This is a genomic window from Streptomyces sp. NPDC042201 (assembly GCF_055582185.1).
This window is the reverse complement of sequence record NZ_JBVJDS010000006.1, coordinates 447240-467892: the sequence shown is the minus strand read 5'-3', so window position 1 is coordinate 467892 and position 20653 is coordinate 447240. Positions and strand designations below refer to the sequence as shown.

At 70.1% G+C, this 20653-nt stretch carries 19 protein-coding genes; 9 read left to right on the top strand and 10 right to left on the bottom strand.

The window, feature by feature from the left end:
- Positions 1-119 precede the first annotated feature (119 nt).
- The gene (locus ACZ6MZ_RS18020) at positions 120-773 is read left to right on the top strand and encodes a TetR/AcrR family transcriptional regulator (protein WP_384182059.1); all 654 of its coding nucleotides are present in this window, start codon (positions 120-122) and stop codon (positions 771-773) included.
- A 72-nt stretch (positions 774-845) separates the two neighbouring features.
- Positions 846-1520, top strand: a complete 675-nt coding sequence (locus ACZ6MZ_RS18015; protein WP_384182056.1) for a LuxR C-terminal-related transcriptional regulator — start codon at positions 846-848, stop codon at positions 1518-1520.
- A gap of 38 nt (positions 1521-1558) precedes the next feature.
- Here ACZ6MZ_RS18015 and ACZ6MZ_RS18010 read toward each other — a convergent pair whose 3' ends face one another.
- From ACZ6MZ_RS18010 to ACZ6MZ_RS17995, 4 genes are read right to left on the bottom strand one after another with little or no spacing between them, the layout of a single operon-like run.
- Positions 1559-2320 carry an SDR family NAD(P)-dependent oxidoreductase gene (locus tag ACZ6MZ_RS18010; protein ID WP_469352880.1) on the bottom strand — a complete coding sequence of 254 codons (762 nt, stop codon included), beginning with the start codon at positions 2318-2320 and terminating at the stop codon, positions 1559-1561.
- 12 nt (positions 2321-2332) lie between these two features.
- Positions 2333-3133 carry an enoyl-CoA hydratase/isomerase family protein gene (locus ACZ6MZ_RS18005; RefSeq protein WP_469352879.1) on the bottom strand — a complete coding sequence of 267 codons (801 nt, stop codon included), beginning with the start codon at positions 3131-3133 and terminating at the stop codon, positions 2333-2335.
- Positions 3130-4059, bottom strand: coding sequence for a 3-hydroxyacyl-CoA dehydrogenase family protein (locus ACZ6MZ_RS18000; protein ID WP_469352878.1), 930 nt, complete (start codon positions 4057-4059; stop codon positions 3130-3132). Before ACZ6MZ_RS18000 ends, ACZ6MZ_RS18005 begins: the two co-directional genes overlap by 4 nt.
- On the bottom strand, positions 4056-5096 hold the full coding sequence (locus tag ACZ6MZ_RS17995) for a 3-oxoacyl-ACP synthase III family protein (protein WP_469352877.1): 1041 nt from the start codon (positions 5094-5096) through the stop codon (positions 4056-4058). The genes ACZ6MZ_RS18000 and ACZ6MZ_RS17995 overlap by 4 nt, the downstream gene beginning before the upstream one ends.
- Positions 5097-5821: 725 nt before the next feature.
- On the opposite strand from ACZ6MZ_RS17995, the gene ACZ6MZ_RS17990 reads away from it, so the two are divergent.
- Positions 5822-6859, top strand: a complete 1038-nt coding sequence (locus ACZ6MZ_RS17990) for a 3-oxoacyl-ACP synthase III family protein (protein WP_469352876.1) — start codon at positions 5822-5824, stop codon at positions 6857-6859.
- A gap of 6 nt (positions 6860-6865) precedes the next feature.
- A complete protein-coding gene (locus ACZ6MZ_RS17985) occupies positions 6866-7834 on the top strand; it encodes a zinc-binding dehydrogenase (RefSeq protein WP_386875364.1) in 969 nt (322 codons plus the stop codon).
- Between the two features lie 67 nt (positions 7835-7901).
- Here the strand turns inward: ACZ6MZ_RS17985 and ACZ6MZ_RS17980 are convergent, their stop codons facing one another.
- On the bottom strand, positions 7902-9386 hold the full coding sequence (locus ACZ6MZ_RS17980) for an MDR family MFS transporter (protein WP_469352874.1): 1485 nt from the start codon (positions 9384-9386) through the stop codon (positions 7902-7904).
- 118 nt (positions 9387-9504) lie between these two features.
- Between ACZ6MZ_RS17980 and ACZ6MZ_RS17975 the strand changes: the two genes are divergently transcribed.
- Complete coding sequence (locus ACZ6MZ_RS17975) at positions 9505-10185, top strand: TetR/AcrR family transcriptional regulator (RefSeq protein WP_469352872.1); 681 nt, start codon at positions 9505-9507, stop codon at positions 10183-10185.
- On the opposite strand, the gene ACZ6MZ_RS17970 is transcribed toward ACZ6MZ_RS17975, so the two are convergent.
- The 5 genes from ACZ6MZ_RS17970 to ACZ6MZ_RS17950 form a co-directional block, all read right to left on the bottom strand.
- Complete coding sequence (locus tag ACZ6MZ_RS17970; RefSeq protein WP_469352870.1) at positions 10163-11413, bottom strand: acyltransferase family protein; 1251 nt, start codon at positions 11411-11413, stop codon at positions 10163-10165. The two genes, ACZ6MZ_RS17975 and ACZ6MZ_RS17970, sit on opposite strands and share 23 nt — an antisense overlap.
- Before the next feature lie 71 nt (positions 11414-11484).
- Positions 11485-12690 (bottom strand): LLM class flavin-dependent oxidoreductase, encoded by a 1206-nt coding sequence (locus ACZ6MZ_RS17965; protein WP_469352869.1) that lies wholly within the window; start codon positions 12688-12690, stop codon positions 11485-11487.
- A complete protein-coding gene (locus ACZ6MZ_RS17960; protein ID WP_469352867.1) occupies positions 12687-13565 on the bottom strand; it encodes an arylamine N-acetyltransferase family protein in 879 nt (292 codons plus the stop codon). The genes ACZ6MZ_RS17965 and ACZ6MZ_RS17960 overlap by 4 nt, the downstream gene beginning before the upstream one ends.
- A 7-nt stretch (positions 13566-13572) precedes the next feature.
- Positions 13573-14886, bottom strand: a complete 1314-nt coding sequence (locus ACZ6MZ_RS17955; RefSeq protein ID WP_469352866.1) for an FAD-dependent oxidoreductase — start codon at positions 14884-14886, stop codon at positions 13573-13575.
- Positions 14879-15451 (bottom strand): flavin reductase family protein, encoded by a 573-nt coding sequence (locus tag ACZ6MZ_RS17950; protein WP_469352864.1) that lies wholly within the window; start codon positions 15449-15451, stop codon positions 14879-14881. Before ACZ6MZ_RS17950 ends, ACZ6MZ_RS17955 begins: the two co-directional genes overlap by 8 nt.
- A gap of 382 nt (positions 15452-15833) precedes the next feature.
- Between ACZ6MZ_RS17950 and ACZ6MZ_RS17945 the strand changes: the two genes are divergently transcribed.
- The 4 genes from ACZ6MZ_RS17945 to fabV all read left to right on the top strand — a co-directional run bounded on the left by ACZ6MZ_RS17945 (position 15834) and on the right by fabV (position 20629).
- Positions 15834-16661 (top strand): 2-amino-3,7-dideoxy-D-threo-hept-6-ulosonate synthase, encoded by an 828-nt coding sequence (locus ACZ6MZ_RS17945; RefSeq protein ID WP_469352863.1) that lies wholly within the window; start codon positions 15834-15836, stop codon positions 16659-16661.
- Positions 16662-16707: 46 nt separating this feature from the next.
- Positions 16708-17859, top strand: coding sequence for a 3-dehydroquinate synthase II family protein (locus tag ACZ6MZ_RS17940; RefSeq protein ID WP_469352861.1), 1152 nt, complete (start codon positions 16708-16710; stop codon positions 17857-17859).
- Positions 17860-17927: 68 nt separating this feature from the next.
- Entirely contained in the window at positions 17928-19361 is a 1434-nt protein-coding gene (locus tag ACZ6MZ_RS17935; protein ID WP_469352859.1) for a class I adenylate-forming enzyme family protein, read from the top strand.
- Between the two features lie 11 nt (positions 19362-19372).
- Positions 19373-20629: an enoyl-ACP reductase FabV gene (gene fabV, locus ACZ6MZ_RS17930; protein ID WP_469352857.1), complete on the top strand. Its 1257-nt coding sequence runs from the start codon at positions 19373-19375 to the stop codon at positions 20627-20629.
- Positions 20630-20653: the final 24 nt, after the last annotated feature.

Sequence of the window (20653 nt, the reverse complement as noted above, 5' to 3'; positions counted from 1 at the left end):
CCTGGAGGGAACAGACAGGACGTCCGGCGGACCGGCCTCGCCGGCCCCGACTGTACGACGGCTGTCGCATAAATGACAGGTGTTGCTTTCACGGCACCAGTCGTGGAAACTGTGGCCTCATGCCGAACAACTCAAGCACCAGGGGCACTTCGCGCGACCCCCGAGCCCGGCGCACCCGAGCGCTGCTGCGGGCAGCCGTTCTGGAACTCTCGATGGAGAAAAGCCTGGACGGCATCACCATGGGGGACATCGCGGAGCGGGCAGAGGTCAACCGCGCGACTGTGTATCTGCACTACAAGGACCGGGAAGACCTGCTGCTGGAGGCTTCGGAGAGCACGATGGCCGGCATCCTTGACGCGGCGAGCGCCTGCCGGCTCACGGCGGACACCTCGTTCGCCTTCGAGGAACCCGCTCCCGCGCATCTGGTCAATCTCTTCACGCACGTCGATCAGCACCACTCCCTCTACAGTCATCTGCTCGGGGAGGACGGCAGCCCGCGGTTCGCCGCTCACCTCGAACGGCTTCTCGCCCAGGGCTGGTACGAGCAACTCGTGGCCGACACCGACCCGGAGAAGACGGACGAGATCGCGCTCTCGTTGCGTGCGCACTTCCTCAGCGGGGCGCTGCTCTCGGTCATCGCCCGCTGGACCCAGGGGGAGTTCGCCGACACCGATGCCGCCGCGCACAACTCTGCGGCCTCCGATATCGAGCACGTCGCGCAGGTGACGTGGTCCCTCATCCGCAGCCAGATCTGCGTGCGCGAGCAGCTCTGACCCCCGCACGGAATACGGCAGTTCGCCCACTCGGCACACCCACCCGTTTCTAGTAGATTGCGTAACGCAGAGATGCTGAACGACGTACAGGTCTACTCACAGGCAACGGATACTGATTCCCAGGTCTCGGTCCTGGTGGTTCTGGAGAACGAGTTGGTGCGCTGCGGCGTATTCAACATGCTGAGGAATGTCCCATCGGTCGCCCAGGTGTGGTCGTGCGGCGGCGCGGCCGTCGCGAGCGAACTGATGGCCACGTACCGGCCCGGCATCGTCGTCTGCCACGGAAGCGGCCAGTTGGCCGCAGCGCTGGTGCAGGACGCGGTGGCGTGCGACGCCCGGATCCTCCTGCTCCTGGAGGATCTCCGTCTCGAGGCCATCGACGAGATGGTGATGCTGGCCTCGCAGGGATTTCTCATGCAGGCGGATCTGACCGCGGCCAGCCTCTACGAGGCGGTCACCAAGCTGCAGAGCGGGGAAATGCCGCTGCCGCCCGGACTGGCCCGCAACCTTATGGTCCGGGTCCGTGGAACGACCTCATCGAGTACCTCCAGGAAAGTGTCGCTCACGCCCCGCGAACAACAGGTTCTCGCCCTTCTGGCGCAGGGCCTCAGCAATAAGCAGATCGCCCGCCGGCTGACCATTTCCGAACATGGCGTCAAAAGACATGTGACCAATCTGCTGGCCAAACTCAATTCACCCAACCGCACCCTCGCCGTGGCGCTCGCACTCCAGGAGGGACTGGTCTGACCCCGGGGGCGCGGTGACCGTCGTAGGCGCCGGGACCGTCAGATCGGGCCAAGGCGCACCGCGCCGTCCAGCCGGATGACTTCGCCGTTGAGCATGGGATTCTCCAGGATGTGTGCGACGAGCGCCGCGAATTCCTCGGTACGGCCCAGCCGTACGGGGTGGGGTGTCTGCGCCGCCAGGGAGTCCCGTGCCTCGTGCGACAGTCCCGCGACCATGGGGGTGTCGAACAGGCCCGGGGCGATGGTCATCACGCGGATCGCGTGCCGGGCGAGGTCGCGCGCGAGGGGCAGGGTCATGCCCGCGACCGCCGCCTTCGAGGCGGTGTAGGCGGCCTGGCCCTCCTGCCCCTCGTAGGCGGCGATCGACGACGTACAGACCATCACCCCGCGGTCGCCGTCCACCGGGGTGTTCCCCGCCATGGCCGCCGCCGCGAGCCGGACCACATTGAAGGTCCCCAGCAGGTTGACCCGTACGACGTGCTCGAACTCCTCCAGGGGCAGGGGCCCCCTGCGCCCGAGCGTCCGGCCGGGCACCGCGATGCCCGCACAGTTGACGACGGCGCCCAGACGGCCCAGCGAGCACGCCAGCCCGACCGCCTCGGACACGTCGTCGGCGCTGGTGACATCACCCGGGACGAAGTACGCCTCGCCGCCGAGATCCGCCGCCGCCTTGTCCGCCCGTTCCGACGGCCGGCCCATGAAGACCACGCGGGCCCCGGAGGCGGTGAGCCGCCGGGCGGAGGCCAGCCCCAGCCCGGACGTTCCGCCGGTGACCAGTGCGACACTGCCGTGGATGTCCATGCTCCCCTCCCCTCAGCGTCCGAGCCAGACAGCGGGGCGGCGTTCGGCGAACGCCCGTATGCCCTCGGCCGCGTCCGGGGTCGAAGCGACGGCGCTGAGCGTCGCCGACTCGTCCTGGAGGTGGTCGGCGAGGGTGCGCGCGAAGCCGGACCGCAGGAGCCGGTTGGTCTGACCGTGCGCCGTGGTGGGACCGGCGGCGAGCCGCGCGCAGACCGACCGGGCCCGCGCCGTCAGGTGGCCGGCCGGCACGGTCTCGCTGGACAGCCCCCACTGCTCGGCCTGTTCGGCGTCCAGGACATGGCCCAGCAAGGTCATGCGCTGGGCGCGGCGCAGCCCCACCAGCCTGGGCAGCAGATGACTCGTGGAGGCGTCGGGTGTGAGTCCGAGGGCGCCGTACGCCGAGCGGTACGTGGTCCCTTGCTCCGTGAGCAGGACGTCCGCCAGACAGGCCAGCCCCAGTCCCGCACCCGCCACATGCCCCCGCGCCGCCACCACGAGAGGGGCGGCCAGGGCCGCCAGCCGGCTGATCGCCGCGTGCAGGTAGCTGGTCACCTCCGTCAGGTGGTGGGAGATGTCGTCCTGCGCCTGGAAGGCATGGAGGTCCCCGCCCACGCAGAAGTGGTCGCCCGCGCCGCTGAGCAGCACGCACCGGCTGTCCGCGGTGCGTTCCAGCAGACAGGCCCGCAGCAGTTCCTGGGCCAGCCCGAGGTCGATGGCGTTGCGGCGGGCGGGGCGGTTCAGCGTCAGGTGGGTGACGCCTGCTTCCCAGGTGACGCTGATCCTGGTGAAGGCGGTGGTACCGGGTCCGGTCATCCGCCGCCCCCTTCCGTCCTGTCCGCGTCGGAGTAGTCATGGAAGCCACGGCCCGACTTCCGTCCGTGGTGCCCTGAGGCGACGAGCTCGCCGAGGAGCGCGGGAACGGCGAACACCGGGTTTCCCGTGGCACGGTGGAGCCCGGAGGCCACGTCGTGGAAGACGTCCAGACCGCTCAGGTCCACCGACGCGAGCGGCCCCATGGGGTGGCCGAAGCCGAGCCGGCAGGCGAGATCGATGTCCGCCGCACGGCAGGTGCCGTCCTCCACCATCCTGATCGCCTCCAGGATGAGGACCGTGAGCAGGCGGGTGGTGACGAATCCTGGCGAGTCCCGGTCCACCACGATGCTCTGCTTACCGATCTCCCGCGCGAAGGAACGCGCGGCGGCCATGGTGCTGTCCGCAGTGGCCGGACCCCGCACGATCTCGCACAGCTCCATCACGGGGACCGGCGAGAAGAAGTGCGTGCCGACCACCCGCTCGGGACGGGACGTGGCGCCCGCGACCAGGCCGATGGGTATGCCCGAGGTGTTGGTCGCCAGCAGCGCGGAGCCGGCGCAGATCCTGTCCAGTTCGGTGAACATCCGCCGCTTGGCGGTGAGGTCCTCGGCGATCGATTCGATCACCACGGCTGCCTCGCCGCAGTCACCCAGATCGGTGGTGAGGGAGATACGGAGCCGGACCTGATCGGGATCGGCCGCGGCGCCCGGTTCCGGCCGGGCGGCCGCGCGCCGCGCGATCCGCCGCAGGGAGGTGTCGATGGACACCGAAGCACGGGCGAGGGTCTCCTCCGTCCGGCTGTAGAGGATCACGTCGCGGCCCGCGGCCGCCGCGGTCTGCGCCAGGCCGGCCCCCATCGTGCCCGCCCCGATCACGGCCACAGGACCGGCGGGGGCCGCCGGGAGTACGGGGGACTCGACGCTCATGAAACGGGACCGAAGTCGTCGTCACCGGTCCAGCGGATCACCGCGCCGCCGTGGCTCATGCCCGCACCGAACGAGACGATGACGACAATGCTGCCCGGGGTGATCCGGCCGCTGTCCACCGCCTCGCGCAGGACGAGCGGCACCCCGGCGCCCGAGGTGTTGCCGTACTTCTGCACGTTCGTCATGGTCCGGTCGGCGGGCAGGCCCAGCTTCTCCATCAGGAGATGGATCAGGTGGTAGTTGGCCTGGTGAAAGACGATCAGGTCGATGTCGTCCACGGAGAGCCCGTCGCCCTTGACGAGTTCCTCGACGAAGGGCGGAATCCGGTCGAGGGCGAAGTCACGCACGCCGCGGCCGTGCATATGGGCGAAGTTGTCGCCGAAGGCCGACTGCTTGGGACTGCCGTCGTCCCAGGTGCGCTTCTCGCGCTTGACGTACGCGGTGGTGTACGCCGTCGGGTCGCTGCGCAGCAGGGCCGTACCGACTCCCTTGCCGGCCGCAGTCGGCTCCAGCAGGTAACAGGCCGCGCCGTCACCGAAGATGACCCCGACGGTACGGTCCTCCGGGTCGAACGTCTTCGTGCTGACATCGGCCAGCACCACCGCGACGCGGCGGTAGGAGCCGGAGGCCACGTACTTCGCGCCGACATCCAGGGCGAAGGTACCGCCCGGGCATCCGCCGCTGTTGACGTCGAATCCGGGGGTCTCCCGGATTCCCGCCTTGCCCATGATGGCCACGGCCGTCGCGGGGATGAGGTGGTCGGGGGTGTACGTGCCGCAGACGACGAGGTCGATTGACTCGGGGCTCACCCCGGCCCTGCGGCAGGCGTCGAGCAGCGCGGCGGCACCGAGGTCGGACGACCACTCGTCGGGGGCGGACCAGCGACGGGTCTTCACCCCGATGTACTCGCTGATCCAGGCGTCGGTGGTGTCGAGCCGCTTCTCCAGTTCCGCGTTGGTGACGACCCGTTCGGGAAGGTGGCCACCGATGGCTCTGATCCCTGCGCCGTGCCGCTCGTGGTGTGCGATGTCTGCCATCTGACGGGTGCTCCTCATGCCGGCCACCTGGGGTGGACGGCGAGTCGGGACAGGTCGGAAGCGGGGCTGTGGGCGAGGCCGGGGGGAGCGGGCCCTCCCCGGGGGGAGCCCGGTCCCGGGGAAGGCCCGCATCGGCGGGTCCGGCCGGCCGCGCCGGCCTTCGGTGCCGCGGGTGGCGGTACCGGCAGGATGGGACCAGGTACTGACAAGGCCACTCGCACGGTTCGCGAGCGAATGGAAGGTCTGCCGGCGGCGCACCGCAGTGCGCTGGATTCGGTCCTGTTGGGACACGCGCCGGCTGCCACCCGGTGTGCCACGAGTCTGGCTTCTGCCACCGGGGCCGGGAAGAGTCGATCCGGGTGCTCCATCGCCACCGACGGACGGATCGTCCCCCACCTGCACGACCGGGCAGGGCACTTGGATACGTCGAACAACCACCACGAAAATACCGCGCCGACTGAACAGTTGTGGATGGCCCGGAATGCGGGACGCGACCTAGAGTGCCGTGCACTGGAAGGACTGTGCGCCCGGCCCACGCCGGATTTCCCGCAATTCGCCGGGCCCACCGAAGAGCCTGCCCCGGCCTCGTTGTCCGGGCGGCGACCGCGCACGTACCGAAGCCCGGGTCCGGCCGGAGCCGAGCGGCTGACCGGGCCATCTATCTGCTGCAGCCGTGGCCTCGGTCCCTGTGCACGAGGCCGCGGCCAGCCGGGAAGTGAGCAGACATGCCAGAGGTAATCGAGAATGCCGTGCCGTCCCCGGGCCTTTCGCAGGGCGGTCTCCGTATTCCTGTCGGAATAGCCGGAACCGGCATGTACGTGCCTTCCCAGGTCGTCCGGAACAGTGACCTGGTGAAGACGCTGGACACGACCGACGAATGGATCCGAACGCGTACCGGAATCCAGGAACGGCGATGGCTGGAACCGGGATTGACCACATCCGACATGTGCACGGCCGCGGGCCGTCAGGCGCTGGAGAACAGTGGGGTGGCCGCCGAGGACATCGACGCGGTCATCGTCGCCACCTTCACCTACGACCAGCCCCTGCCGTCCACGGCCCTGATCGTCAAGGAGGCGCTGGGGGCGAGCCGTGCCTTCCCGCTGGATCTCAGTCAGGCCGCCTGCGCCGGCGGCGCCTACGGGATGCTGGTGGCCGCTCATCTTCTCCAGAACGACAGCCTGCGCCACGTCCTGGTGATCGGCGCCGAGTGCCTGTCCCGGGTGACCGACCCGGCGGACCGTGCCACGCGGGTGTTCTTCGGTGACGCGGCCGGCGCGGTCGTCATGAGCCGTACGTCACCGGGACACGGAATCCTCTCCTGGGATCTCGACGCCTCCCTCTCGCACGCGGTGGAGATCCGGGCCGGCGGTGCCTCCCTGCCCACCACGCCCGAGACCGCCGCCGAGGGCGGGCAGTACCTCCGGATGGACGGCCGCGCGGTATGGGTCGAGGCGACGAAGCGGCTGCCGGAGAGCATCCGCGTCACGCTCGGCCGGGCGGGACTTCGGGCGGACGACATCGCCCACTACGTACTCCACCAGGCCAACCTGAACATCGTGCGGGAGGTGATGGACGTGCTGGGCGTCGAGCGGTCCAGGGCCGGGGTCACGGTCGACCGGTACGGCAACACCGGGGCGGCCACGGTGTTCACGGTCCTCCACGAGGCCATGGAGCGGGGCGAGGTCACCGATGGGGATCTGATGATCATCTCGGGGATCGGTGCCGGGTTCGTCTGGGGCACCCTCTGCCTGCGGGCCGGGTGACAGCTCATGTACGCCGTTGTGGCCGAGCGGTCCGCGCCGCACGATCCGCTCGCCGGTCTGCGTACCGGCGAGTGGCCCGAGCCGTCCGAGCGGGCGGGGTGGACCACCGTCTCGGTCCGTGCCGCCGCGCTCAATCACCACGACCTGTGGACCCTGCGCGGTGTCGCGGTACAGCCGGGCCAGCTTCCCGTGATCCTCGGCAGCGACGCGGCGGGGGTGGACGAGGAGGGGAACGCGGTCATCGTCTATCCCGTGATCGGGGATCCGCTGGCGGGCGGCGGGGACGAGACGATGGATCCCGCGGTCCAGTTCCTCTCCGTGCACCACCCGGGAACGCTGGCGGAACGCGTGTCGGTGCCCGTGCGCTGTCTGGTTCCGAAGCCCGCCGAGCTCAGCTTCACGGAGGCCGCCTGCCTGCCGGGGGCCTGGCTCACCGCCTACCGGATGCTGTTCGAGAAGTCCGGGGCGGAGCCCGGGTCGACGATCCTGGTGCAGGGCGGCGGCGGAGGCGTCGGGACGGCGCTGGTCAGCCTCGGCCGGGCGGCGGGATACCGCGTCTGGGCGGTCAGCCGTTCCGGGGCCAAGCGTGACCGGCTGGCGGGGCTGGGCGCGGAGCTGGTCCTCGCCCCGGGCGAGCGGCTTCCGCACAAGGTCGACGCGGTCCTGGACACCGTCGGCGAGGCCACCTGGGCCCACTCGCTGAAGGCCCTGCGCACCGGCGGGCGGCTGGTCATCTCCGGCGCCACCACGGGCGGGTTCCCGCCGGCCGACCTGGGGCGTATCTTCGCCAACCAGCTCTCCGTGGTGGGCTCGACCATGGGGACCGCGGCCCAGCTCGCCCGGCTGGCGGCCTTCTGTGTCCGTACCGGTGTACGTCCCGTCGTGGACCGGGTGCTGCCCCTGGGGGAGGCGCGGGCCGGCCTCGCCGCCATGGGGGCGGGCGACCTCTTCGGGAAAGTCGTCTTCACGGTCTGACCCGGTCCCGTCGCACGCGTGTGGGCCCGGCCCCGCTTCGTACGGAGCCGGGCCCACACGGTTTTCGTCACACGCGGCCGGGCGCTGTCGTCTCGTGCTCCGGCTCAGCCGGAGCCGTGACCGCGGAAGCCGGGGGCTGGGCTTTGCGCGGCAGGAACAGCACGGGCAGCACAGTGATCACGGCGAAGACGAGGACCCACCAGAAGGACGTACTGAACGACTCGCTCAGCGGAGTGCCGACGGGCCTGCCGTCCGTGAGGGCCTGTTGCAGGACGACCGCCGCGACAGCGGTGCCCACCGATCCGCCGAGGCGCTGGAAGATGTTCATCGCGCTGGATGCCCGGGGCATCGCCGCGGGTGCCAGCGACCGGTAGGCGGCCGCCAGGCTGGGCAGCGTGACCACGCCGACGCCGATGCCGCGTACCACCATCGCGATCCCCAGCACGAGTTGGCTGGAGCCGCTGTCCAGCATGACGAACGGGACGGTCCCCAGCACGGTCAGCACCACCCCTGCCAGCGCGATCGGACCGGCGCTCAGCCGGTCCGTGGCCTTGCCGACGAGCACCATCGCGATGACATAGCCGGCCCCCTGCGGCGCCAGCATCAGCCCGGCGTGCAGGACGCTGTCACCGCGGCTCATCTGGAAGTACAGCGGCAGCAGGAACATCCCGCCGAAGAGGGCCGCGTTGAGGGTGAACTGCGTGAGGACGGCGGCGGAGAAGCCGCGGTCCGAGAAGAGCCGCAGGTCGATCAGCGGGGTGCGGCGGGTACGCAGCGCGTGTACGGCGAAGGCCACGATCAGGACCGCGCCGGACAGGGTCCACGGCAGGCTGCCGGCGCTGGCGAAGCCGTCACCGGCGCTCTCGGCCATTCCGTACAGCAGCAGCGCGAGGCCGGGGGAGAGGAGCAGCAGTCCGAGCACGTCGAGACGTGTCTCCTTGGACGGCCGGTCGGCGGGGAGCTTCACCCAGGCCAGCACGATCGCGGCCAGTCCGATCGGAATGTTGATGAAGAAGATCCACCGCCAGCTCAGCTCGTCGACGAACAGGCCGCCGATCACCGGGCCGATCACCGGGGCGAGCATCGCGGGTACGGAGACGACGGCCATGACCCGGCCCATCCGGCTGGGGCCGGCCGCCCGGGCCAGCATGGCCTGGGCCATCGGCATCACCATGCCGCCGCCGAGCCCCTGGACCACCCGGAAGGCGATCAGGCTCTCCACGGACCACGCGATGCCCGACAGCACGGAGCCGATCAGGAAGAGCGCCTGGGCGGCGAGCCACATGCGCTTGGCGCCGAAGCGCTCCATGGCCCATCCGGAGAGCGGCACCACCAGGGACAACGCCAGCAGATAGCCGGTGATCGTCCACTGGATCGAGTCGAGTGTGGAGTTGAACTCGTGCGAGAGCGTGTCGATCGCGACGTTGACGATGGTGCCGTCCAGCAGCGTGGTCACGGCTCCGAGGACGAGCACACCGCACAGCCACCACAGCTGTGCGTCGATACGGCTGTCCTGCGCCGCGCCCGGGGGCGAAGGCATCTGTTGGGTCATGGCGGGATCCCCTCCGAGCGGTGGTGCGGACTTACAAAGTTAGACGGTGTCGTCTAGATTTGAATAGTAGAGTAGGTCATCCAAGAGGCAAGCCGGTGCCAGTCCGGGAGGCAGAGCGGTGGCAGTGACGCGGAAGACCGGGGCTTCGGGCCCTGTCGCGGTGGCGGGCCCGCCACCGCGCAGGACACACGGGGGCAGGGACCGCAGGGCGCAGATCCTGGAGGCGGCCGCCCTTGTCTTCCTGCGGGACGGCTTCGCGCGGGGCAGTGTCGACGCAATCGCCGTGCAGGCGCGGGTCGCGAAGCAGACGCTCTACAACCACTTCGGCGACCGCGACGCGCTGGTCAGGAGCGTCGTGGTGAACGCGATGGATCCGCTCGCCGCGCAGTTCCACGCGGTGCTGAGCGAAACCATCGCGACCCACGACTGCGCCGATCTCGAAGCGCAGTTCCTCGACTTCGGACGCCGCTGGGTGCGTCTGATGCTGTGTGACGACACGGCCGCACTGCGCTGGCGCATCCTTGTCGACGCGCCCTTGGAAGAGTGCCTGAGGGTGGCGCTGCGCGGTGTCGACCAGGAGGCGAGCGTCCGTGACATCGCCGAGCAGCTGGCGCTCCTCGGGCGGGCCGGCCGCCTGTCCGTACCCGATCCGGAGGTCGCGGCGCGTCAGTTGCGCGCCCTGCTGATCGGCGAGGCGCAACTGGTCTCCGCGCTGGGACAGGTGACCCTCGACGACGCCGGGATCGACCGGATCGTCGACCGGGGCATCGGCATGTTCATGCGAGCTTACGGACGATGACCTCGGCCGGGTCGACAGGTGTCTGGACGAGCACGTCCACGTACACCGGTACCGGACGGGGCCGCAGACGCCGCATCATCGGCACCTCCACCCATCGGTACGCGGCCCACGCGGCCAGCGAGCAGACGGCCAGACACCCGAGGACGACCGGCCCGACCAGCCAGGTGGGCGGGGCGGCGTCCTTGCCGTCGAGCACCCCGGCGGCGGCAAGAGCCGGCCGCAGCCCCGTCGAGAGCACCGCCAGGATCAGCAGCTGGAACACGTACAGGCAGTACGAGATCTCTCCGAGGAAGAGCGCCGCCCGCGAGCGCAGCGGAGACCACCGGCCGCGGATGTCGGCCGTCGCCAGCGCCCCGATCAGGACCAGGAACGGCAGGAAGGTGCCCGCTTCGTGCTGGAGGCGTGGCGGGAGCTGGAGATTGACCACGAACCCCGCCAGGCAGATGACCAGGGCCCAGCGGACACCCGGTCCGCGCCACTTCCCCTCGCGTACCAGCAGCGCGGCGGCGACCCCGGCGACGAACTCCAGCAGCCGGAACCCCGGGAAGACATAGGTGAACCAGTACGGGAAGGGCCCGCCGACCGGACCTGTCGGGATCATCTCCTCGGCGGGGTAGGGCAGTTGGACGGCGGCGCCCGCCGTGTAGGGCAGAACGAACGAGAGGACCACGGCCCCGCCGATCACGAGATGCAGCGTCCTGGCCCCGGCCCGGCGCAGCAGCAGGAAGACGACCGGCATCATGAGATAGAAGAAAGCCTCACAACTCAGCGACCAGGTGACCGGGTTGAGGCCGAAGTAGTGGCTCTGGTCGAAGGACCAGGACTGGAGCAGGGTGAGATGGAGGCCGACGTTCGACAGGCTGGGCGTGTCGCCCATCGCGGAGAACATCAGGAACGCCAGCACGGTCGAGAGGAGGTAGACCGGATAGATCTTGGCGAACCGCCGCTGCCAGAAGCGGCGCACGGTGTCGCTCTGCGGCCGGTAGGTCCAGGCGAGTACGAAGCCGCTCAGAATGAAGAAGCCGCTGACGCCGATCGTGCCGGTGCCGAAGAGCGTGCGCAGGACCACGTCGGCCGGCCCCGGATCGTCGGCACCCACTCCGGTCCCGAGTCTCAGCGCGGCTATGTGTTCCCCGAATACGAGTAACGCCAGCCACCAGCGCAGACCGGTGAGGGAATGGAGCCTGGCGGCGCCCGTGTGGACGGGGGCGGGGTGTGCGGAACTCATGAAGACCTCCAGAACGGTAGATGCCGCCGGCCGCTCGGGAAGAGCGGCCGGCGGCCTGGTGGGAACGTGGGTCAGACGGACCTGGGGGCGTCCGGTACCGGGACGGGCAGCTGCGGTGCGGCGACACCGGAGTCGGTGAACGCCTTCTGGAACGCTCCGATCGCCTGGGTGACGAACTCGGTCCGGTGGGACACCACCCAGTCGCGGGAGTCCTCGAAGCCGCGCAGCGATCCGTCGAACTGCGGCGCCACATACCGCGCGAGGAGTTCGAGGCTGCGTCGGGCGTTCTCCCTGGACGCCCAGTCCGCGCCGGTGACCAGCAGCTTGCCGAACCCTCCGCTGCTCGCGTGCAGGTTCTCGATGGACTCGGTGACCTCTTCGGGCGAGCCGACGATCGCCGCGCCCGACTTCACCAGCGCTTCGATCTCACGGCCGGGTTCGATGCCGAGCGCGTCGACCGGGAGCCCGACGATGTCGCCGAAGTAGCCGCGCATCCAGGCCGCCGCACCGGCCCGCAGGTCCTCCATGGCCCGCTGACGCGATTCGGCCACATAGACGTTGACGACCAGACGCCAGTCGTCGCGGCTGACAGTGGTGCCGTTGGCCTCGGCCGCCTCCTGCGCGTACGCCCACTGGCGGCGCAGGTCCGGCGCGGTCCCGCCGGGCCGGGGCGAAGCGAAGGACAGCGGGCTCAGCCCATGACGGCCGGCCAGTTGCATGCTGTGCGGGGACGCCGCGCTGGAGATGGCGACCTCGATCCCCTCGCGGTGGTACGGCCGGTGCTGCAACCGCGCGTCGCGGACGGTGAACCAGTCCGTCTCCCGGGTCACCGGCGCCCGGCCCGCGAGCAGTCCGAGGACGACTTCGAGCGACTCCCCGGTCATCCTGCGCTGTTCGCCGGGTGCGATGCCGAGCATGTGCGCGTCGCCGGGGGAGGAGCCCGCGCCCACGCCGAGCATCACCCGGCCGCGCGTCATGTGGTCGAGCTGGACGATGCGCGAGGCCACCATGAACGGATGGTGGTAGGGGAGGCTGGTCACGCCGGTGCCGAGCTTGATGTGCCGGGTGCGTTCCGCCGCCGCCGCGAGAAAGATCTCGGGTGAGCCGATGGTGCCCCAGCCGCCCGAGTGGTGTTCCCCGACCCAGGCTTCGGCGAAGCCGAGCTGGTCGAGCCACTCGACCAGCTCCAGGTCCCGCCACATCTGGAGGGTCGGGTTCTCGCCGGGCGGGTGGAGGGGCGACAGGAAAGCTCCGAAGCCGATGTGCGGCCTGGTCATACGCGTATCTCCTCGTGGTTTCCTGCCCCGGGGTGCTCACCGGGGGGCGCGGCGGGGATACGGTCCCCGACCAGCCGTTGCCAGATACGTGCGCCGCGCTCCGCGAGCTGCGGATGGCCCTCGAACACCGTCGCCAAGGCGGCGCGGCACGCGGCCGGGGTCTCCACCTTGCTGCTGCGTTCCGTACCGTGGGCCGTCTCGATGAGCAGGTCGTTGACGAGGGTGACCTTGCCTTCGGACGTCACGCGCGAGCACATCAGGGTGCGCGGGATCGGTGAGTCGTTCTCCGGCTTCAGGTAGAGATCCAGGATCTCGCCGAAGTGCCGGGCGCCGCGCGGGTCGAGGGTGAACCGGTGGATGGGGGCCCACCGGCCGCTCGTGCCCCTGCGCTGCGCGGTGAACTCCGCACCCTCCTGGTGCACACGGAAGTCCCATCCCCGTTCGCGCCGTACGGCGCCGTCGAGGCCGACCGGTCCGACCGCCGTGAGCTGCGAGTAGGCGACGTCGACGAGCCAGCGTGCGTGGTCGAGGCGGACCAGGAGCACCATGTGGTCGCCGGTGTCCGTGTACGTGCGGTCCTGCGGCAGCCACGGCCGCGAGGCCAGGGTGGTGACGTCGTACCCGAGGGTGGCGAGGAGGGCGGCGAAGAGGTTGTTGACCTCCATGCACGCCCCGCCCTGACGACGGGTGACCACCTTCTCGAAGACGCCGGCGGCGTCGATGGCGGGCTTGATCCCGTCCGGCCCGTCCAGCAGCTCGAAAGGGACGCTCCGTACATGCGCCCAGCACAGGGCCCGCAGCACCTTCATCGTGGGCTCCAGCGGGCCCTCGTATCCGATGCGCGCCAGGTACGCGGTCAGATCCAGGTCTGCCACGCGCCACTCACCTGCCAGCACCGGGCAGGTGAGCGGCGCGGGCGAGCGTCTCGCGGATCTCCGGCTGACCGAGGGCCAGCGGAGCGAAGTCCGGCAGGTGGCCACCGCCTCCGGAGCTCTGGTCACCGCTTCCGGAACTCTGGCCGCCGGTGCCAGAACTCTGGCCGCCGCTCTGGGGATTCCGCGCGGCCAGTGCGCTCAGGTGCGCTTCCTGCATGTCCTGGAACGCCGACACGAACGGTCTGCGCTTCTGTTCGAACCGCTTCAGCGGAGCGCTGTCGGAGCGGGCCAGCGCCTCGTCACAGGCCTCGGCGAGACAAGCGGCGTCCTGGAGCGAGAGATTCAGCCCCTGTCCGCCGTAGACATGGACGCCGTGCGCGCTGTCGCCGACGAGCAGGACGTTCCCGGCGACCCAGCGTTCCGGGCGGACGATGTGGTGGGGGAACTCCCTGATCTGATCCCAGCCATGGGTGTGGGCACGGATCCAGTCGGCCGCCTCGGGGACACCCTCCGCGTAACGGTCCACCAGCGCCGACAGCTCTCCCCCGGTGGCGCGTTCGGCCTGTTCGGGCCCGGTGATCCAGACGAAGAGAAGCTGACCGTCCGCGATGGGCGTGCCGAGCATGTAGCCGTCGGCGGTGAAGAAGGCACGCATCACCCCGCCCCAGAACGCCGGCATGGGCACCCGGAGTTCGAGATATCCGCGGGGGAACGCCTTCACTTCCGAGGAGATGCCGGCCATTTCACGGACCGCGGAGCGCTTGCCGTCGCAGCCGACGACCAGGGAGGGGTGGAGCGTACGCGTCCCCTCACCGGTCTCCAGCCGTACGCCTCGCAGGCCGGGGTCTTCTCCGTCGCGCTCGGGCAGGCCGTGCACCGTGGCCTCGTAGACGATGTCGACGCCGGGGGTGCGGCGCACGGCGTCGGTGAGGACGTCCCGCAACTGCGTGATGGACACGGGCAGCGCGTAGGCGACCGGGGCCGCGGGCAGGTCGGCGTAGGCATACGCGGCGACGGTCGAACCGCCCGCGGACACCTCGCCATGCGTCACGGGCGTCGTGTTCTTGGCCAGATCGGGCAGCAGCCCGAGGCCGTCGAGCACTCCGAGGGTGGCCGGCTGGAGGATGGGGCAGATTCCGTTACCGGGCGACGGCTCGGGAGCGGGCTCGCGCTCGATGAGCAGCACGCGCCGCCCGCGCTGCCCGAGCAGCAGCCCGAGCAGGAGGCCGGCCGGTCCCGCACCGACGATGGCGACCTCCGGACCGGCCTCGCCGGCTTCCGGGAGAGGACTCGTCGCGGAGTCCGTGAACGGTTCAGGCATGGGTGCTCTCCACCTCGCGTGGCCGGCCGAAGGCCGGTACGGAAACGTTGTCGGCGAGCCGGGCGTACCCGCTCGTGTAGAAGACGAGCGGCTTGCGTCCGGCCCGCCCCTGATGGACGGCCGTCACCCGGCCCAGGACGAGCGTGTGGTCCCCGCCGGGGTATGTGGCTTCCACACCGCACTCGAACGCGGCCAGCGCCTCGGCGGCCAACGCGTCCTCACTGGCTCCGGTACACGAGCCGAGCCGGTCGAACGCCTCCGCACCACGGGGCCGGTCCTGGCGCGAGAAGAGCACCGACAGATGCTGCTGCTCCTCGGAGAGCACGCTCACGGAGAACGTGCCCCCGTCCCGCAGCCGCTGGTGCAGCCGGCCGGCGGTGCGCACACTCACCAGGAGCAGCAGGGGGTCGAGCGAGACCGACGTCATCGAATTGGCGGTCATCGCCTCGGTGGACGCTGCCGTGCCGCAGGCGACGACGGTGACACCGGTGCAGAACCGGCCCATGGCCTGACGAAAATCTGCCCGTTCCGACCGGATTCGCTCGTGGTCAATGGCCGAACTCATAGGGCGCCCACCTTCCTCTCAGTCGTGGACGCCATCCTTCATTACCTGCGAAAGAGCACAAGTCCCATCGGTACAGGTCGAATACACAGGCATATTCAGCGCCTCCATAACACCTGCCCGACCGGATGAGTACGGGGTACCCGTTCAGGGCGGCCAATTGGCCTCACCGGCCGGCCACTCACGTCCAGTCAGCCCTTTGTGCCGCACGGAGGAGGGGGGTTTGCCTCCTTGACCGGGCCCCGCCGGATTACCTAAATTCCTCGGCATCCGCTGCGCCACAGGAACAGGAAGCGGTCCTACCCGAATGCGTGGCGCCATCGGCCGAAAGTCAGCCCCGGGTGTCCGCGGAAGAATTTATCGTCCATGAAGGGCGGCCATTCACATGCCCAGATCCCTTTCCAGCGGAAGGGAACTACGTTTCAGTCGGCTCTCCCGCAGAGGCGACGAGCGGTATCTGTTCATTCCGCTGGACCACTCCGTTTCCGACGGACCGGTCGTCGACGCCGATGGATTCGACCGTCTCATGGGCGCGCTCGTCGCGGGCGGCGCCGACGCGGTCATCGTCCACAAGGGCCGGGCCCGCGCCATCGATCCGCGCCACCTGCGGGAGTGCGCACTGATCATCCATCTCAGCGCGGGCACGGCCCGGGCGGCCGACCACCACGCCAAGGTGCTCGTCGGCAGCGCGGAGGACGCGGTGCGGCTCGGCGCCGACGCTGTCAGCGTGCACGTCAACGTGGGCTCCGAGACCGAGAATCAGCAGCTCGCCGACCTCGGCCTGATCGCGACCGAGTGCCAGCGGTGGAGCCTGCCGTTGCTCGTGATGATCTACGCCCGCGGACCGCGGGTCGTGAACTCCCACGATCCCGACCTGCTCGCCCATGTGGTGAACATCGCCGCCGACCTGGGCGCCGACCTGATCAAGACGTCCGCCGCCGTACCGATGAGCAGGATGGCCGATGTCGTGGCGAGCTGCCCGGTCCCGGTCCTGGTGGCCGGCGGCCCGCAGGACGGCAAGGACCTCCTGCTGTACGCCCAGACCGCACTGGACGCCGGGTGCAGCGGACTGGCCGTCGGCCGACGGGTGTTCAGCAGTCCTGACCCCGAGCGTCTCGTGCGGGAACTCGCCGACACCGTTCACCCGCGGCGTGACCAGGTCGGGCTGCCGCTCTCCGTGTCCGAGCTGTACGACACGGCCACCTCCTCCTGATCCGGCCCGCGCCCCGCGTCGCTTCCACTCCTCCTGAGGGACTCCTATGAAATTCGCCTGGATCGACATCCGTTCCGTCGCCCCCGCACAGGTCGCCGCCGTCGTCGACGCGGCCATACACGCCCGGCTCGACGGTATCGTCGACTCCCGCACCGAGATCCTGGCCACCCTGCCGCCCACGATGAGGAAGGTGCTCCTGCCGGCCGGGCCCGACGCCTGGAAACACCAGGAGCCGGACAGCACACCGGCCGAGGACGGCCCCACCGCCTCGCCCGTGGACCTCGTCGCCGTCCCGGTCACCGACGACGCCGATCTCAACGGCCTGCGCCTCAAGCACCTGTCGGGCGAGAAGGGCGCGACCGCCTATGTCGAGGTCATCGACCAGTACACGCTCGACCTCGCCTGCGGCGCCGCCAGTGTCCTCCCGTACACCGTGGTGAACTTCCGCGACCCGACCAAGATCCCGCTGGAGATCGTCATCGCGGCCGCCGACCGCTCCGAGGGCCAACTGGTCTGCGAGGTCACCTCGCTGGAGGAGGCCGAGATCGTCGTCGGCGTACTGGAGAAGGGCTCCGAGGGCCTGATGATGGCGCCGACGGGCGCCGATGACGTCTTCCGGCTCGCCGAGCTGCTGGCGATCAGGACCGAGCCGCTCGACCTCACCGCGCTGACGGTCGAGTCCATCGAGCACTCCGGCATGGGTGACCGCGTGTGCGTCGACACCTGCACCCACTTCGAGAAGGACGAGGGCATCCTCGTCGGCTCGTACGCACACGGTTTCGTGCTCTGCGTCAGCGAGACCCACCCGCTGCCCTACATGCCGACGCGCCCCTTCCGTGTCAACGCCGGCGCCCTCCACTCCTACACGTACGGAGTGGACAACCGCACCAACTACCTCAGCGAGCTGCACGCCGGGTCGACGGTCCTGGGCGTGGGCGCCGACGGCCGTACCCGCCGAATCGCCGTCGGCCGGGTCAAGCTGGAGTCCCGGCCGCTGCTGACCATCAGGGCGACGTCCCCGGACGGCATCGAGGTCAGCCTGACCGTCCAGGACGACTGGCACGTACGGGTCCTCGGCCCCGGCGCCACCGTCCTCAACGTCACCGAACTCAAGGCCGGTGACCAGCTGCTCGGTTACACGCCGACCGACAAACGGCACGTGGGCTGGCCCGTCGCCGAGTTCTGCATCGAGAAGTAGCCGACCGCTCGGGTGCGCCCCGCTCCGGGCGCGCACCCGCGGCACCGAGTCCGGAAAGTGGGATCTCCATGGAGAACGCGCCGCTCAAAAGCTGGATCGCGGACAGGCTGGCGGGGCAGGCCGAGGAAACGCTCTGGGCCCACGCGCGGTCCGGGGTGACCTGGGGCCGACTGCGCTCGAAGGTGACGGAACTGGAACGGCTCTTCGAGATCCAGGGCGTCAAGTCCGGCTCGACCGTGGCCGTCCAGATGGTGCCCAGCTTCACCTATCTGTGGACGGTCCTCGCGCTGTGGTCGCGCGGGGCGCAGATCATGCTCATGGATCCACGGCTCACCAGGATCGAGGTGGACCGGCTGCTCACCCTGTGCGAACCGCAGTATCTGATGAGCTCGGGGTCCTCCGGAGCGGTCCGCGTCGTCTTCCAGGACGAGTGCGAGATCCAGGTCGAGGTCCGTCGCGGCGGCCACCCGGCTGTCACCCCGCACGCGCTGCTCCAGTTCAGCTCCGGCTCCACCGGCCACCCGAAGATCATCGGCCGCACCGCCGGCTCGCTGCTCGCGGAGGTCGGCCGCTTCGGCGGGCTGCCGGAGATGCCCCGGGCCGGAGAACGGGTACTGCTGGGAAACTCCCTGACGCACTCGTTCGGACTGATCGGCGGTGTGCTCCACGCACTCGCCGTGGGCGCCGGCCTTCTGTTCACGGTCAACGGCCGGCCCCGGACGCTGCTCTCCACTCTCGCCGACGCCGAGGCGCAGGTCCTGTTCGGCGTCCCGTTCCACTTCGAGCTTCTCACCCGGATCTCCGACGAGGTGCCTCTCCCGCACCTGCGGCTGGCCGTCTCCGGCGGTGAAGCCATCCGCCCCGAGGTGTACCGGCGGTTCAAGGAGCGGTACGGGGTACGGATCGGCCAGGCGTACGGCATGACAGAGACCGGGATCATCGCCACCGACCTGACGGGCGCGCACGAACCGCCCGCGGTGGGCTTCCCGGTCCCCGGCACCGAGATCCGGGTCCGCTCGGGCGAGCTTTACGTCCGTACGGACGAGTCCCCCTACCTGTACGCGAACGACGTCGGCAGCCGGTACACGGACGGCTGGCTGCGCACCCACGATCTGTGTGACGTCGACGACAGGACCGGTGTCCTGTCCGTCCATGGACGCACCGACTCCCTGGTGGTGATCGGCGGGCTCAAGGTGGACCTCGGGGAGGTCGAACTGGCTCTGGCCGAACACCCGGACGTCACCGAGGCCGTGGTCCTCTTCACCAGCACCATCGAGGCGTTCGTCGGCACGAACGGCAGGACCACCGCCAGAGAACTCCACACCTGGTGCTCCGAGAGACTGAGCCAGTACAAGATCCCGCGCCGCTTCCAGCTCGCGCCCGCCGTTCCCCGTACGAGCAACGGAAAGCTCGTACGCAACCGCGAGCTGCTGCTGACCCGGATGAGCGCGCAGGCATCGTCGCCGTCGTCGCCGCTCGGACTGAGCGAGGCCGGAAAGTGATCGTCACTCCCATGCTGCGCGGCGCTCTGTGCGCCAACGCCCATCCGGACGGCTGCGCGGAGCGCGTACGCCGGGACATCGCGTACGTACAGCGGCGGCCGGAGCTCACCTGCGCGGACCGTCCGCGTTCGGTCCTCGTGGTCGGGGGTTCGGCCGGCCTGGGGCTCGCCACCCGGATCGCCGTCTCCTTCGGCGCCCGCGCCGCCACCCTGAACGTGTGCCAGGAGAGCCCCGGCACAGCCACCCGCACCGGGACCGCCGGCTGGTACAACACGGCCGCCCTGGAGAAGGAGTCCCGCCGCGCCGGGCTGTATGCCCGTACCGTCGTCGGCGACGCGTTCAGCGACGAGGCCAAGGACCGAACGGCCCGGACCATCCGCGAGGACCTCGGCACGGTGGACCTGGTCGTCTACAGCGTGGCGGCGCCGCGGCGCACCGATCCGGAGACCGGCCAGGTGCGGCGCTCCGCTCTCAAGACGCTCGGCAAGCCGTTCACCGCCAAGACGTTCGACAGCTCCACCGGCACGGTCGGCCTGGCGACGGTGGAGCCGGCGTCCGACGAGGAGGTCCGCGACACGGTCGCCGTCATGGGCGGCGACGACTGGCGCCGCTGGATGGACACACTGGGCCGCGCGGGCGTCCTCGCGCCCGACGTCACCACGCTCGCGTTCAGCTACATCGGCAACGCCGCGCTCGCACCGACGTACCGCGCCGGAACCCTGGGGCGGGCCAAGGAGCACCTCGAAGCGACCGGACGCATACTCGACGCCGGACTCCGCCCCGGTGGACGCGCCCTCACCGCCGTGATGCGGGCCATGGTCACCCAGGCCAGCCAGGTCATCCCCGCCCAGACGCTCTACACCGTGGTACTCGGCCAAGTGATGAGCGAGCTCGGCCTTCAAGAAGGTCCGATCGAGCAGGCACACCGGCTGCTCACCGAACGGCTGTACCCGCGCACGGCTCACGGGATGACGGCCGGCACCCACCGTCCCACGACGGACGGGCTGGGACGGCTGCGGCTGGACGACCTGGAACTGCGGCCGGACGTTCAGGCGGAGGTCGACCGCCGGCTCGGGCTCGCGGACAGCGCCACCATCGGACAGCTCGGCGCCCCCGCCTCGTACCGCGCGGAATCGCTGGCCCTCAACGGCTTCGGACTGCCCGGTGTCGACTACGCGGCGGACACGGATCCCGTCCGTGAACTCTTCAACCACGTGCGGGTGAACGGCGCGCCCGCGGTCGCGCGGCGCCACGTCCCCCGGAGCTGAACCAACTCGCCCACCGACAAGGAG